The sequence below is a fragment of the Varibaculum cambriense DSM 15806 genome, assembly GCF_000420065.1.
GTDB lineage: Bacteria > Actinomycetota > Actinomycetes > Actinomycetales > Actinomycetaceae > Varibaculum > Varibaculum cambriense.
In genome coordinates this window covers 994,365-1,008,918 of the sequence record NZ_ATUF01000002.1, presented here as the reverse complement: position 1 = coordinate 1,008,918, position 14,554 = coordinate 994,365, and the positions used below count along the sequence as shown (strand labels likewise).

Annotated in this window: 17 protein-coding genes and 1 tRNA gene; all 18 read right to left on the bottom strand. The window is 52.6% G+C overall.

Annotation, left to right across the window (positions count from 1 at the left end):
- Positions 1 to 38: 38 nt before the first annotated feature.
- Positions 39 to 932 (bottom strand): type I methionyl aminopeptidase, encoded by an 894-nt coding sequence (gene map, locus F605_RS0104520; protein ID WP_022864714.1) that lies wholly within the window; start codon positions 930 to 932, stop codon positions 39 to 41.
- 34 nt (positions 933 to 966) lie between these two features.
- Positions 967 to 1,533: an adenylate kinase gene (locus F605_RS0104515; protein ID WP_022864713.1), complete on the bottom strand. Its 567-nt coding sequence runs from the start codon at positions 1,531 to 1,533 to the stop codon at positions 967 to 969.
- On the bottom strand, positions 1,530 to 2,822 hold the full coding sequence (gene secY, locus F605_RS0104510; protein ID WP_022864712.1) for a preprotein translocase subunit SecY: 1,293 nt from the start codon (positions 2,820 to 2,822) through the stop codon (positions 1,530 to 1,532). The genes F605_RS0104515 and secY overlap by 4 nt, the downstream gene beginning before the upstream one ends.
- A gap of 273 nt (positions 2,823 to 3,095) precedes the next feature.
- A complete protein-coding gene (locus F605_RS0104505) occupies positions 3,096 to 3,737 on the bottom strand; it encodes a VldE C-terminal domain-containing protein (RefSeq protein WP_022864711.1) in 642 nt (213 codons plus the stop codon).
- A gap of 260 nt (positions 3,738 to 3,997) precedes the next feature.
- The gene (gene rplO / locus F605_RS0104500; protein ID WP_022864710.1) at positions 3,998 to 4,495 is read right to left on the bottom strand and encodes a 50S ribosomal protein L15; all 498 of its coding nucleotides are present in this window, start codon (positions 4,493 to 4,495) and stop codon (positions 3,998 to 4,000) included.
- The gene (gene rpmD / locus F605_RS0104495; protein ID WP_022864709.1) at positions 4,495 to 4,677 is read right to left on the bottom strand and encodes a 50S ribosomal protein L30; all 183 of its coding nucleotides are present in this window, start codon (positions 4,675 to 4,677) and stop codon (positions 4,495 to 4,497) included. The genes rplO and rpmD overlap by 1 nt, the downstream gene beginning before the upstream one ends.
- Positions 4,677 to 5,366 (bottom strand): 30S ribosomal protein S5, encoded by a 690-nt coding sequence (rpsE, locus tag F605_RS0104490; protein WP_022864708.1) that lies wholly within the window; start codon positions 5,364 to 5,366, stop codon positions 4,677 to 4,679. The genes rpmD and rpsE overlap by 1 nt, the downstream gene beginning before the upstream one ends.
- Before the next feature lie 15 nt (positions 5,367 to 5,381).
- Positions 5,382 to 5,753 (bottom strand): 50S ribosomal protein L18, encoded by a 372-nt coding sequence (gene rplR, locus F605_RS0104485; protein ID WP_022864707.1) that lies wholly within the window; start codon positions 5,751 to 5,753, stop codon positions 5,382 to 5,384.
- Complete coding sequence (gene rplF / locus F605_RS0104480; RefSeq protein WP_022864706.1) at positions 5,754 to 6,290, bottom strand: 50S ribosomal protein L6; 537 nt, start codon at positions 6,288 to 6,290, stop codon at positions 5,754 to 5,756.
- Positions 6,291 to 6,302: 12 nt separating this feature from the next.
- The gene (gene rpsH, locus F605_RS0104475) at positions 6,303 to 6,701 is read right to left on the bottom strand and encodes a 30S ribosomal protein S8 (RefSeq protein ID WP_022864705.1); all 399 of its coding nucleotides are present in this window, start codon (positions 6,699 to 6,701) and stop codon (positions 6,303 to 6,305) included.
- Positions 6,702 to 6,760: 59 nt separating this feature from the next.
- Positions 6,761 to 6,946, bottom strand: a complete 186-nt coding sequence (locus F605_RS0104470; protein WP_022864704.1) for a type Z 30S ribosomal protein S14 — start codon at positions 6,944 to 6,946, stop codon at positions 6,761 to 6,763.
- Positions 6,946 to 7,512, bottom strand: coding sequence for a 50S ribosomal protein L5 (gene rplE / locus F605_RS0104465; protein ID WP_022864703.1), 567 nt, complete (start codon positions 7,510 to 7,512; stop codon positions 6,946 to 6,948). Before rplE ends, F605_RS0104470 begins: the two co-directional genes overlap by 1 nt.
- A complete protein-coding gene (gene rplX / locus F605_RS0104460; protein ID WP_022864702.1) occupies positions 7,512 to 7,931 on the bottom strand; it encodes a 50S ribosomal protein L24 in 420 nt (139 codons plus the stop codon). Before rplX ends, rplE begins: the two co-directional genes overlap by 1 nt.
- Positions 7,932 to 8,300: a 50S ribosomal protein L14 gene (rplN, locus tag F605_RS0104455; protein WP_022864701.1), complete on the bottom strand. Its 369-nt coding sequence runs from the start codon at positions 8,298 to 8,300 to the stop codon at positions 7,932 to 7,934. It lies immediately after the preceding gene.
- Positions 8,301 to 8,781: 481 nt separating this feature from the next.
- The gene (locus F605_RS0104445) at positions 8,782 to 9,048 is read right to left on the bottom strand and encodes a type II toxin-antitoxin system RelB/DinJ family antitoxin (protein WP_027723591.1); all 267 of its coding nucleotides are present in this window, start codon (positions 9,046 to 9,048) and stop codon (positions 8,782 to 8,784) included.
- 250 nt (positions 9,049 to 9,298) lie between these two features.
- Positions 9,299 to 13,273, bottom strand: coding sequence for a ZmpA/ZmpB/ZmpC family metallo-endopeptidase (locus F605_RS0104440; protein WP_022864698.1), 3,975 nt, complete (start codon positions 13,271 to 13,273; stop codon positions 9,299 to 9,301).
- 241 nt (positions 13,274 to 13,514) lie between these two features.
- Positions 13,515 to 13,590 (bottom strand) — tRNA-Arg (locus F605_RS0104435).
- Positions 13,591 to 14,055: 465 nt separating this feature from the next.
- Positions 14,056 to 14,550 (bottom strand): arginine repressor, encoded by a 495-nt coding sequence (locus F605_RS0104430; protein WP_022864697.1) that lies wholly within the window; start codon positions 14,548 to 14,550, stop codon positions 14,056 to 14,058.
- Positions 14,551 to 14,554: the final 4 nt, after the last annotated feature.

The window sequence follows — 14,554 nt, the reverse complement described above, 5'->3', positions numbered from 1 at the left end:
CTTTGCGGGCGAGTGCAGAGCTGATATTTCGGTGCTGCCTAGAGTTTCACGGGCTTTACTCCGAAGGGAGCCAAAGCCGCCTCTCCAAAATCAGGCTGGTTGAGGACGCAGATCCCGTCTGCTAACACCGCTACTTGCGCCTCCCAATGACAGGCGAGGGAGTGATCTACGGTTTTCACTGTCCAATCATCGGCCAGGGTAACGACTTGATTCGAGCCGCGAGTTAGAATCGGTTCCACGCACAGCACCATTCCCGGTTTAATCGCTGCTGATCTGCCTGCCGCCCGGAAGTTAAACACATCTGGTGCCTGATGCATAGCGGTCCCGATTCCATGCCCGGTGAACTCTTCTACGATTCCCGCCGTCCATCCAAAGCGTTCACCGCAGGAGTCTACTGCGTCCTCGATCGCCGCACCGATATCATTCACGCGGGCTCGGGGACCAGCTATGGCCGCCACGCCTGCCCAGGTGCTGTGCCGGGTTATCTCCAGGAGCTGTTCCTTTTCCGAGGACGTCGGATAAGCATGTGCGGAAATAGAAGGATCCGGCTTAGGGGCGGGTTCTTCTCCGATAATCACCGAAAACGCGGAATCCCCATGCCACTGTTTACCATCTCGCTCCAGATAGCAGCCGCAATCGAAACTAACTAAGTCTCCGACCTCAAAGGGAACGTCACCGGGGATGCCATGAACTACGGTATCGTTTACCGAGATGCAGATGGTGGCGGGGTAATCGAAATATCCCAGGAAGTTGGAGTGGGCTCCCCCCTCCGCAATTACCTGCGCCGATATTTCATCTATTTCCCGGGGCGTGACTCCAGCTCGCGCATTCTCCCAGACGGCCTCATGAATTTGATTAACGATTAGGGCAGCCTGGCGCATGTAACCCAGTTGGGTGCGGTTCTTTATTTCGATGCCTCGCCCAAATAGCATGGCTATCTATCTTCTTCCCGATTCGGTTAGGGTCTTACTGCAGCTGAGCCGCAATATTTTCCCAAACCTGGTCGATAGAGCCGTTACCATCAATATTTATTAGCAGGCCGGCCTCGCGATAATAGCGCACTAGCGGCTCGGTTTGTTCTTGGTAAACCTGCAAGCGGCGCCGGATCACCGGTTCGGTATCATCGCTGCGATGTTCAATTTCGGCGCGCTTTAGCAACCTTCCCACCACGTCCTCTAAATTGACGTCGAGGTTGATAACCGCATCCAGCTGAGTTCCCATATCTTTGAGCACCTGATCCAAGAAATGCGCCTGCTCCAGGTTACGAGGGTAGCCGTCAGCCAAGAAGCCACCGCGGTACCGATCAGTTTTGAGTTCTGCTTCCACCAGGGCGCTAATCACCGAATCGGGAACTAGCTCTCCCCGGTTAATAAGTTCTTTAGCTTTCGTACCTAGCTCGGTGCCCGCCTCCATTTGCGCGCGCAGCATCGCACCGGTAGAAAAAGTAGGAATAGCTAGCAGTTCACAGATCTTGTGCGCCTGAGTGCCCTTTCCAGCACCAGGAGCACCCAGAATCACTAGGCGTTTTTTCATTTCAGGAATCCTTCATAGTGGTGTTGCTGAAGTTGAGCGTCGATCTGCTGTACAGTTTGCAGACCCACACCCACCATAATCAACAGGGTAGTCCCTCCGAATGGCATCTGCGTAACCTTAAGCGGAATCAACGCCACGATTGGCACCATGGCTACCACTACCAGGTAGATGGCTCCGGCAGTGGTAATTCGGCTAATCACGTAGTGCAGATAGTCAGCGGTAGGTGCCCCTGCCCGAATCCCGGGAATAAAGCCGCCATATTTCTTCATATTGTCGGCGATTTCCTCAGGATTAAAGGTGATTTGCGTGTAGAAGAAAGCGAACCCTAGCACGAGTAGCGCGTAACAGATCAGGTAGAGCAAGGAGTCGTGTTGGAAGTTATCATTAATCCATTTGACCCAGCCGGCGGTAGGTTTGCCGAAGCGGGAAATCATTTGCGGCATAGCCAGTAGCGAGGCCGCGAAAATCACCGGGATAACCCCGGACATATTGATTTTCATGGGGATATAGGTGGTAGAGCCCCCAATCATTCTCCTGCCCACCATCCGTTTGGCGTACTGTACCGGGATGCGCCGCTGGGCTTGCTCCACGAACACGATCGCGAGAGTAATCAGGGCAACCAAAGCAATGATTACCAGGACTTTCCAGACTCCGCCGGAGGCGCCAATCGATTGCAGGTGGGCGGGCATGTTAGCCACAATGCCGGTGAAGATCAGCAGGGACATGCCGTTACCGATGCCGTTTTCAGTGATGAGCTCGGCCAGCCACATGATTAGGCCGGTACCGGCGGTCATGGTGATCATCATGATCAAGTAGTTAAGCGCCGATTCATCGGGGATAATCGGTTTGCTGGGAGCACAGCCTTGTAGCAGCTGTCCCGACCGCGCCATATAAATAATGGTCACTGACTGCAATACCCCGAGACCGATGGTCAAGTAGCGGGTGTATTGAGTCATTTTGGCTTTTCCGGCTTGCCCTTCACGGTGCAGGTCTTCGAAGCGAGGAATCACTACCCGCATCAGCTGGATGATAATCGAGGCCGTAATGTAGGGCATGATCCCCATAGCGAACACTGACAGAGATAGCAGGGCCCCCCCGGAGAACAGATTCACCAAATCGAGGAGACCGTTCTGCTCGTTGTTCTTTAGACACGCCTGCAGGTTCGGATAGTTAACCCCCGGTGAAGGAATATGAGATCCGACCCGATATAGCGCCATAATCGCCAAGGTGAACAGGAGCTTTTTCCTGAGATCGGGCGTTTTAAACGCCTGTACGAATACGCTTAGCAAGCTGCCTCCAGCAATCTGTGTTTTTACGGCATAAAAAAGATAATTCTTTAACCCTTAAAAGCCTACACAATTTAGCCTCGCAATAGCACATGCAGTTACTTTTTGGGGTAATGTTCACGCGGGTTCCGGGATTTTATTGCTTAATCTATTTTTCCGAGGGCGCGCTCGGAGAAAGTGAGGACAAGCTAAAGAGGCCGGGCGCTAAACGCAACCGGGGGCTGAGACTGCAGCCAGAGCGGCGTAACTGTGGCTGCAAGCTGCGGGCGAGCTTGCCTACAGGCAGCGGCCAGGTCCGGTGTGGAAGCTAAGATGTACGTGATCGTAATGGTTGGCGGTGATCGAGCCGCGGTCTTCCATACCCTTCCAGCTGCGGCCGGGCATCCAAATTTTTTGCTTCCAGATTACATATTTGATGTTCAGATCCCCACTGTTGGCGATCGCCCAATTGGAGATGGTATCCCCCAGGGCGGAAGAAACCGGCACCATTACGTCCAGGGCTAGCCCTTTACCGTGATCTCGCGGGTCACCGGGGCGGAAACCGCCGATATTGGTAACCCCAAAACGCTGGGTGATCATAGTGCGTACCTGGCGCGGCCATGGCTGCACCGCCGGATCTCCACTGGGAGGAGCACAATTGGGAGTTTCCGCGGTGGGAAGGGAGGAAGCAGTTTCGGTATTTGCAGAAGATGAGGTTGCACCCGCCGAAAATGCAGTGACCTTGTTAGAGGAAACTTTAACCCCATCATCGACCGATACTGCTTGGTTATACAGATTTTCCTGCAACATCGTGCTGGCTATCTTAGAAACATCGACGCCTTGTTTGCTGGCCGCTACTGAGGGATGTACAGAATCTGCCGCTACTAAACCAAATGCCGCCATAACCACGATTGGTGCCATCAACCAGGCTTTTCTCACGATATCTCCTGAGCCTTAAGGGGTGGGGTGTCGTACTAACGCCATCCCCATATAACGTTTTTGTAACAAATCTATTATGAGTATAGTGGCTTGGCGGCGTTTAGTGTCAAGCCTGGTGACTAGAGACACTTATCTCGAAAACGCCTTTCGAGGTTGCAGTAGTAATAAAAGTAAAAATCTCGGGCGGGGAGATCTTCTCCCCGCCCGAGATTTTCTAGCTATCTAGATCTAGCTGCAGCAGTCAGGCTGCTGGGTGCAAACTAGTCTTGCTCCCGCTTGCTCAGCGAACCGCCGGCAGCTTCAATCTTTTCTTTGGCACTGGCAGACCAGGCGTCTACGATCAGTTCCAGTTTCACCGAGATTTCCCCGGTACCTAGAACTTTCACCAAAGAGTTCTTGCGAACTGCTCCCTTGGAGACTAGATCATCAACTGTGACCGTTCCCCCTTCGGGGAATAGTTCTTGCAGACGATCCAGGTTCACTACCTGATAGACGGTAGCGAAGGGATTCTTAAATCCGCGCAGTTTAGGCAGACGCATATGCAAAGGCATCTGGCCACCCTCGAAACGAGGATGAACATTCTTGCGAGCGCCGGTACCTTTAGTACCGCGACCGGAAGTCTTGCCCTGCGATCCTTCACCGCGCCCCACGCGCTTACGGCGCTTATTGGAGCCGGGAGCCGGACGCAGATCATGCAAGCGGATTACGTCCTCTTTAGCAGTGTCTTCTGCTTCGGTTACCTTAGTATCTTCAGCCATTAACCAATCTCCTCTACCTGCACCAGGTGGGAAACCTTGCGGATCTGGCCGCGAATAGCCGGGTTATCCTGGTGTTCCACACTCTGGTGAATCTTGCGCAGACCGAGCGACTGCATAACGCGACGCTGGTTCTGGTTGGTATTAACCAGGCCTTTAACCTGGGTGATCTTGAGCTTACTCATCAGGCATTCACCTCTTCAGCGACACCGGCGGCGGCTTTATCCGCCTCGTCTTTCTTCGCTTTCTCGGCTTTTTCTGCCCGTGCCTCGGCTTGAGCCCGCAGCATCGCTTCCGGAACTACCCGTTCCACGGGGAGTCCGCGGCGTGCGGCGACCTCTTCCGGACGCTGCAGCATCTTCAGCGCAGCTACCGTGGCCTGCACGATATTCAAGGCGTTGGCGCTGCCCAAAGACTTGGTTAGCACGTCATGAATACCCGCACATTCCATAACTGCACGCACCGGGCCACCGGCGATTACCCCGGTACCGGGAGAAGCCGGACGCAAAAGCACCACACCGGCAGCTTCTTCACCCTGTACCAAGTGGGTGATAGTCCGCCCAATCATCGGTACCTGGAAGAAGTTCTTCTTCGCGTCCTCGACGCCCTTCGAAATAGCCTGGGGAACCTCTTTAGCCTTGCCGTATCCGACACCGACCATGCCTTCGCCGTCACCGACTACGACTAGCGCGGTGAAAGCGAAACGACGTCCGCCCTTAACTACTTTAGAAACGCGGTTAATGGTAACTACGCGCTCTAAATACTGATTCTTTTCCTGCTCACGACGATTGTCGCGGCGGCCCTTACGCCCCCGGTCTTCGCGGCCTTTGCCACGGGATTCCCGGGAATCGGCGTTAATATTTTCTTCAGCCATTATTTTCCCTCTCCTCTACAGCTTTAGACCGCCATCGCGGGCACCATCAGCCACCGCGGCGACGCGACCATGATATTTGTTGCCGCCGCGATCAAACACGACAGCCGTGATGCCTGCCTCTAGGGCACGCTTAGCGATACGTTCGCCAACCTGGCGAGCCGCATCAACTTTCTTCATCTTTTCGCCTCGCTGCTCCGCTTCCAGGGTGGAAGCTGAAACCAAGGTGTGCCCCAGGTCGTCATTAACAACCTGAGCAACCATGTGGCGGTTAGACCGAGTAACCACCAGACGAGGGCGCTGCGCCGTACCATAAACCCGTTTACGAACACGAATATGGCGGCGTTTGCGAGCGACGAATTTGCCTTTACCTTTAGGGGTATACGACATTTACTTACCCGCCTTTCCGGCCTTGCGACGAACGAATTCGCCCTTGTAACGAATACCTTTGCCCTTATAGGGTTCCGGAGGACGAATCTTGCGGATCTTCGCAGCGGTTTCTCCCACTAGCTCCTTGGAAATACCAGAGATAGTGAAGGATAGCGCGCTATTAACCTTGAATTCGATACCTTCGGGAGCTTTGAACGGTACCGGGTGCGAGAAGCCCAGCTGCAGCTCAATATCGCTGCCGCGGGTCAACACGCGGTAACCAGTACCCACGATTTCCATTTCTTTGGAGTAACCGTTGGTTACGCCCTCGATCATATTGGAAATCAGCGAGCGGGTGAGGCCGTGCAAAGAACGAGCTTCCCGGGATTCTACTTCCCGCTCCACTAGGATCTTGCCGTCCTCTTCCCGAATCTTCAGCGGTCCGGTGAAGGTACGGTCCAGCTGCCCCTTGGGGCCTTTAACTGAAACCTTCAGACCGTCGATCTTTACTTCTACCCCGGAAGGTAGGGAGATCGGGTTCTTGCCAATACGTGACATCCTTATTCCCCCTTACCAGATGTAGGCAAGGACTTCCCCGCCTACACCCTTGTCCCGTGCCTGACGGTCAGTCATGAGACCAGAGGAGGTGGACAGAACCGCCACCCCGAGGCCTCCCATGACCTTCGGCAATTGAGTAGATTTTACGTATTTACGGAGACCCGGCTTGGAAACCCGCTTGCAACCGGTGATCGCCCGTTCGCGCTTGCTTCCATACTTGAGGGTCAAAGTGAGAGTCTTGCCCACACGAGCATCAGTGACTTCACTCTTGGCAATATAGCCTTCGTTTTCGAGAATCTTGGCGATTCCCGCCTTCATTTTCGATGAAGGCATAGACACTTTGTCCAGATGCGCCGAATTGGCGTTACGCAGACGTGTCAACATGTCTGCGATGGGATCTGTCATAGTCATTTTGGGGTTCTAACCCTTCCTCGCTGCGGTTTCTGTTTCAGACCTGCAACGTAGTAGTTTTACCAACTGCTCTTAGTGACGCCCGGAAGTTCGCCCCGCAGAGCGAGCTCACGTAGGCAGACACGGCAAAGTCCGAACTTGCGATATACCGAATGAGGACGGCCGCACCGGTTGCACCGGGTGTAGGCACGCACCTTGAACTTCGGCTTACGCTTCGCTTTATTCTTCAGCGCCGTTTTCGCCATTAACGTTCCTCCTTAAACGGGAAGCCCAGCGCGCGCAGCAGCGCCCGCCCCTCTTCATCACTGTTAGCAGTGGTAACCAGGGTGATATCCATGCCACGCACGCGATCGATCGAATCCTGATCGATTTCGTGGAACATGGCCTGTTCGGTTAACCCGAAAGTGTAGTTTCCGCGGCCATCGAACTGTTTGGGGCTGAGTCCCCTAAAGTCACGGATACGCGGTAGGGCGGTGGAGACCAGACGGTCTACGAACTCCCACATCCGGTTCCCGCGAATGGTCACGTGAGCACCGATCGGCTGGCCGGCACGCAGTTTGAACTGCGCGATGGACTTACGTGCCCGGGTAACTACCGGTTTTTGTCCGGTAATCGCGGTCAGGTCCCGAATCGCGCCCTCCATTAGTTTGGAGTCGTGCGAGGCTTCGCCTACACCCATATTCACAACCACTTTTTCGAGGCCGGGAATCTGGTTTACGTTCTTGTATCCGAACTCTTTTTCTAAGGAGCTACGGATTTCTTCCTGGTAGCGCACCTTTAGGCGCGGAGCCACAGTTTTTGCTTCTGCCATTAGATGTCCTCCCCGGAACGCTTCGCGTAACGCACCCGAACCGTACGCAGACGGCCGCCGCGTTCTGCCTGTTCCTCACGGAAACCAACCCGTGTAGGCTTCTTGGTCTTGGGATCAACCAGGGCCACGTTGGAAACGTGAATCGGTGCCTCGCGGTACTCGATACCGCCGGTTACCTGTCCCTGCTGGTTTTGCCCCTGGCGAGAGTGGTGGGTACGAATGTTTACGCCCTCGACCAATACCCGGTCGCTGGAGCGGTATACCTCTAGTACCCGACCCTGCTTGCCCTTGTCCCCCGGTTTGAGTGCGGGCAAGCCTTTTTCAGCGCGACGCTCGTTGCGCTTGGCCAGTTTCTTTTCGTCACTGGTACGGCCAGCGATGACCTCTACCAGATCGCCTTTCTTTATTTTCGCTCCCATTTACAGCACCTCCGGAGCCAGAGAGATAATGCGCATGAACTTCTTGTCGCGCAGTTCCCGGCCGATAGGGCCGAAGATACGCGTGCCACGCGGTTCTCCACTAGGCTGCAAAATAACTGCAGCGTTTTCATCAAAGCGGATGTAGGAGCCATCCTGGCGGCGACGCTCTTTGCGAGTGCGCACGATTACCGCTTTAACAATTTCGCCTTTTTTGACATTGCCGCCGGGAATAGCGTCTTTTACAGTGGCAACGATGGTGTCACCGATACCTGCAAAGCGCCGCCCGGAGCCGCCCAACACGCGAATGCAAAGCAGTTCCTTTGCGCCCGTGTTGTCGGCGACCTTCAGTCGCGACTCTTGTTGAATCATCGTGTTCTCCTAAAACTGGGCGCAAAGCACCCCTTAGGTTGTTTCTTCCTGTTGCCCGGCGAGGCCGGCTCCCCAGTTGGCCACGAAAGTGGCAGACTCAAAATGCTCTGCTTTTGCAGGTCACCAGGTCTCTGCCGTGACTTTCCAGGGCGGAACGCAACCCCTTCAGCTTAGTGCAAAGGTGCAGGCAAATGAAAGTTCGCGCTCCTAATTGGTGCTGTAAGTTTCCTCACCTGCCCGGGCGCTCAGCTCAATCTTCCAGACCAAGTACCCGAAGACCGTTACTTCATGCTGGGCAATAACCGCGCCTTTTCGGTAAATGCGCACACTAAAGCCATCGGCACCGTCTATTAAGACCAAATCGTCGGCGAAGCCCTGCTAGTCGTCTGGCCCCGAACCAACTTCAGCGGAGTCCGCTAGGTTCGCTGTTCGGGTGAGATAATCCTCCCAACCCTCCTCGCTCCACACGATTTGCATGATTTTATTCTTCAATCAGATCATGCGGAACCAGCTGTTTTCTGCCTGCTTCGACCTCATCAATCGTCTTCTTAAGACGGGAAAGATTCTCCTCTGAGTAAAAGGGGTCAGCCGAGACCTCAAACGGTATCCGGCGCTCACGACCAACTTTTTTTGCAAAAATTGTGAACGCCGCACTCATGGACAACCCAAGTTCCCGGCAAGCGCTTTCCATCAGACGTTTATCGTCTGCCTTTAGTTTGAAATTGACGTTAACGGTGTTAGTAGCCATCTGCATCCACCCCTTTCTCTAAGCTATTCTAAGCATAAATAAATAAATAAATCGAAAAGAGTTTTACTTGCATATTTCTGGTATTTTAATTATCTAACCTAGCTTGGACGGTGCGTAGCAATTGGGAAAACCGGGCTAAAGCCCCCTCGGACATTAGTCCGAAAAACCCCGTCACCGCGGAACACCCACAAGGAAGGGGAATTCAGCTTTCACCTAAGGGATGAACTCCCCCACCTAGTAGCGCAGCTGGTTACTGTTTCTCTACAGATTTGCGTCTACGGCTAAGCAGTAACGCGCCAGCGGTGCTGAGGGAAGCGAGAAGCACTAACGCGGCCAGCCCCACAGAACCGGTATTAGATAATGCCGGTTTCTTCCCTGCCGTTGCCGGAGCGCTCTGACCCGGTTTAGACGAGGAAGCGCCCTCACCCGCAGGTTTAGTTTCCGGTTTACCGGTACCAGGGTTAGGGGTGGTTCCAGGCACATCTCCACCTGGCTTCGTACCGGGTTCAGTAGGATCAGTACCTGGCTGCTCCTCAGCCTTTACTATCACTTTCACCGTGATTTCTTCACTGCTGCCGTCCTCATAAGTAACGGTCACTACTGCCGAAAGCTCTCCTGCTTCCTCGGTACTGGGCGCATCACCTTTCCACACAAACTTGACTTTAGTTAAATCAGTTGGCGCCTTCCCTTTAAACGTAATTACCTTACTCAGTTCCGGCAGTTTCTCACCTATTTTAACCGTGATTGGATCGGCTTGCGGAGTATATAGGTCCTTATCGGGAACAGTCTCAGCAGGACCCAAATCCTCCCAGCAGAAATCACCCGAGTCCTTCGCTACCCCAAAGTTGTGGGCACTCGTGTTATTTTCGAAAACAAAGCCGTCTTTGGTTTTAGCTATCAGCTCTTTTGCTTGATTGATTTCCCACGTGACCTGCTCAGTATCATTGGGTTTAATCCAAGTTGCATTCGCCTCTGCTTTCCCGTTAGCCACCCATTTATTACAAGGATCGTTCACCTGGGGGATTTGCGGAATCTTTACCTTGGTCAAAGGCTTAGCATTAACGCTAATATCCACGGTGACGTCTTCACTGCTGCCATCAGCGTAAGTAACCGTGATGATTCCCTTGATTTTACCGACTGTGTCCGTGCTGGGGGTCGGCGCTTTCCACGCGAACTTCACTTTACCTAAATCGGTAGGCATCTGACCGGGAGTATCCGGGAACTTAACCACATCTTTAGGCAGCGGAAGCGTATCTCCCACTGTCAGGGAAATCGGGTCAGCGAACGGGTTGTATCGTTCTTTGTCGCTCACGCGGGTAAACCTAAATTCCCACGAGGACGTAGCGGAGGGTTTCAGGCTATAACCATCCTTTGCCCTGGCGGTGACGGTAACCGTCACCGGAGCGTTCACATCAGCCTGATTGGGACTGACATTTAGCGTTCCGGTAACTACTTTCCCGTCTACCAGGTATTCAACGCCCTCTACCTCAGGCAAGGTGTAGCTGCCGATATATTCATTCCCGCCTTGGGAAAAGTCGTCATCTAGACTGCTGGGGGCTTTCGGGGTCACATAGGCAGTGAAAGTCCAGGTACCAGTGACGGTTTCGTCTTTAGCTATGTTCGTGATGGTCTTAGGTTCCCAGCCCTTGAAGTTATAGATCCCCTTATCGGTGACCACTTGCTTCTTCCCTGGTTGAGCCAAGGTCACCGTGCTACCAGCAGCAATATCGGTTTGCGGGGTTGGTAGCAGCTTTTGCACGTCCTCGGGGAGGGCGTCGAAATCTTTAAAGTTATAACTGACCGTGTAGGTCTTGGGCGCGTCTTTATAAATGTTGGTAGCAAACTCGTTGGTGTTAGTTTTATACGCTAAGAAAATTGCGCTCTTTAACTGTTCCACCTTTGTTTTCGTGGGCAGTTTGCTGTACCAGCCAGATGGGAGCAGGTGATTATTTTTGAGGTCGTCCTCCACAGCAGCATCCATCAACTCTTTAAGTTGAGCGTAAGTGGTAATCTGCTGGGCCTTTCCCTCCCAATTAATAGTGATTGGTTTTAGGGTATCTTTCTTAGCGATCCGCTCGGCATATTGAGCTTTTTTGAAAGCAGCCATAGTGGGGTAAGTACCGCCACTCACCTTCGAAATAATCACGTCGTCGCTAAACTGAGTATTTTGCGCAACGTTGCCTGGTTTTAGCTGATTAGACAGGTAGGGAACCATACCCTCGTAGTAGCCGTACTCTGAAAGCATCTCCCAGCTTAGGCGCTTAGTATGGATATCCCCGCTCATCCCATTGGGATTATGGGGCGCTCCATAAATCGGGGTAAATAGGGGAATCGCATAGTAGCCGTTATATTTAGCAGTCCCGGTTACCTTTTGCCCCTCAACCATGAGTCGATAGGCAACCGCGTTCATATCTACCAGATCATTGATTGTTTTAAGATTTTTTGCCTCATCGACAGTAATATTGTCAAACTTTTCGTCTCTGCCGGACAAAGTGGCTTTATTGAACAGCTTTGCTTTGGTGGCGTCATCTTTGGATAAAGCTACCTCAGCTTCTAGAAAATCTAGGGTATAGATTAAATCCATCTGGTTGCCGTAATAGGTTTTCAAATCATCGGCTGTCTGGAAACGATCAGGGGTTTTATTGCCGTAAGGGTTTTGATCGCTGCGATCAAATATCTGGTTGAGGTCGAAGTTTGCCCCTTTGTCCGTATCGTCGTTCTTATGCCAAGGCTCGAACACGCCCCGAGTAATCAGTTCGGCACTCGCCCCGGAACGCTGACCATATCCCGCAAAATGAACTTGATTCGCCATTTGGTGCGTGTGTTCATGGGCATAGGTGGTCAGCCCTCGATCATCTAGCCCATTGGCTAACCAGTAGTGGATTTGTCCGCTATTAATGTCGGCCACTCCATCTGCCTGCGTGAAAGTAAAATAGTAGCCTAACGGTGTCATAAACTCTTTAACTCCGCTGGCAACCCCAACACCCTGTTTAGGTGACCACCGTTTTGCAGCAGAATTCTCATTCGGCTTCTTAATCTGCTGGTTGTCCCATACGCGGCGGTTACCTACAAGTTGGGCGCGTTTATCCTCTTTTGCTAGGCGATACCAAAAATCCAAATAGTCGGCTTGGCGTTCAGCGGCGTATTCGACCTTGTTTTCAAAAGCCTCTAGTTCTGCATGATAGGCGTCGGGATCAGCGTCTTTGAGCGCGCGATTTACATAGGTATCGGTCAGACCATACATGATGGACTCCACTGTCGAAACCACATACAGAGAGTTTTCTGACACGTTCAATAGGGCGAGCAGCTCTGCCTGACCGTTGGGTTCCCCCTTGAGCTTATCGAATACCCGATAGGGAGCAGTAGGGTTTGCCTTTGACTTCTTTTCAAAAATTACTGCTTTAGAGGTTTTCCAAAACCAATCGGCAGGTTTTTGACCGGTCTTAGTCACCTGGTCATTTAGGAAAGTCCCTAAATCGGTTTGGTCAGCTATCTTCCCACCTAAAACCTCTTTAAACAGTTTAGGAGTAGACAACATTTTGCGCTGGTCGGCGCTCTGCTGCCCAATAGCTTTGACTACATCCAGAGGAGCGTATTCTTTCCCGAAAGCATTATTTTCCGTCATCAGCTGGCGGGCAACCGTAGCACCCTCTTTTATGTTGAAACCATAGTTACGTTGCAGATAGGCAGCGCCAATCAGGAAACCAGCAGTATCGTTTTTAATGGCGTCCACATAGTAGGCGACGTCTTTATTCTTCCCCGCAGCAGCTACCTGGGAATCTGCTTTTATCATTAGCGGGAGGATTGTTGGTAAATCCTTTTTGATTTGGTTAAATGCGCCCTCCATATCGGAAGCGAGTAAGTATTCTTCTTGTAGCGCCTGGAGCACTACCTCTTCCGGGACATCGTTAAGGGAAGGATACTTATCTTTATTGTCCTTCCAAATCGCAACTTTTTTGTTTAGTTTCTCGGCTGCCGTGAAGTTGGTCTTTGCAAGTTTGTCCCTGATGGCTTTATCGCGAAAATCAACTTGCTGCAGATCTCCGAGAACCTGGTTTAGCACTTGCTGAACCTGTTGATCCCCTAAAGCATCTGCGGCATAAGCACGAGAAACATTCACCGAACCCGCGATGGAGAGGGTTAAGGCGGTTGCAAAGGCTAAAGCCAATAGTTTAGCTACGCTCTGCGCGAGCTTTCCACGGAATGGAACAGAATAATCCCTCATGTTTCCCCAATGCTGTTCGACGCGACAATTTCAATCCATAAAGACTTTTTTACTTACGTAAGTATCCCGTAGCTACTTCGAGTGATGCAACAAATTCTTGGGCAAAAACCCGAAAACGTTAAGAACAGCTCACTGCCATTGATCTAGGGCTAATACCCCAGATAACCGCCCAATAATCACAGTCAAGCAAAAGGAAATTGGAAAAACCCCGTCACCGCTGGATCGCAACGAGGACGGGGTTTGGCGCGCTCGACAGGATTCGAACCTGCAACCTTCTGATCCGTAGTCAGATGCTCTATCCGTTGAGCCACGAGCGCATTTGCCATTGCCTTAGCAACTACCCCAGTTTAAGACAGAGCCGATAAGCCCTCCAAATCCAAGACAGCTTATTTAATGTGATTCACACCCCGGCTCATGGCACACCGCTCCGCACGGGGTCTGGATTTTTCCTCCCGCCCAAGAATTTGGAAAACGTAGCGACGTTTTCCAAATTCTTATGCCCACCGCGCCCACTCGGATAAAACCCAGACCCCGCGACCATTGCATCACCCGCAGGCCACGGCAGGTAACGCTAAGCGTAGAGGCAGTTTTATGCCGAGAGCGTCGCAGCCGGTACAAGATGCGAGAGGGACACGCTAATTAGGGAGAGCGGGGAGGAGGATTTATGCCGATCAGGCTAGGCGGGCGTAAAACTTAGAAAAGACTCTAGTCTTTTCTAAGTTTTTGGGCGGGAGGCGAAATCCTCCTCCTCGCGACACCTGTACGCGGTAACTCCGCGCGAACTAATCGGTAACGAACTGCATGAACAGCTCGTTTAGGGACTGGGCGTCCTCATCGGTTTTGCAGATAACCAAGATAGTATCGTCACCGGCAATGCAGCCGAGCACGGCATCAAACCACGCCATATCGATCGCGCCCGCGAGCAGCTGGGCACCTGCTGCCGGAGTACGCAGCACCACCTGGTTATGCACCACCGCGGAGGATACCAGCAGGTCTTGGCACCATTTTGCCAATTTTTCATTACCGGGATCTTCCTGTCCGCGCCGCACTCGCACCGGATAGGGCTCGGGCAGCATGTAGACAGTTTTTCCACTGGTAGCACGCACTTTGGTGGCACGTAACGCCAAAAGATCGCGCGACAAAGTGGCCTGGGTGGTAGGGATTCCCCGTTCAGCCAAGTGGCTCAGCAGTTGTGACTGACTGGAGATTTCCTGTTGGCTGAGGATTTCGCGGATCGCTTCCTCGCGCGCAGCCTTAGTGGTCGGTACGGTTGCCATGCCC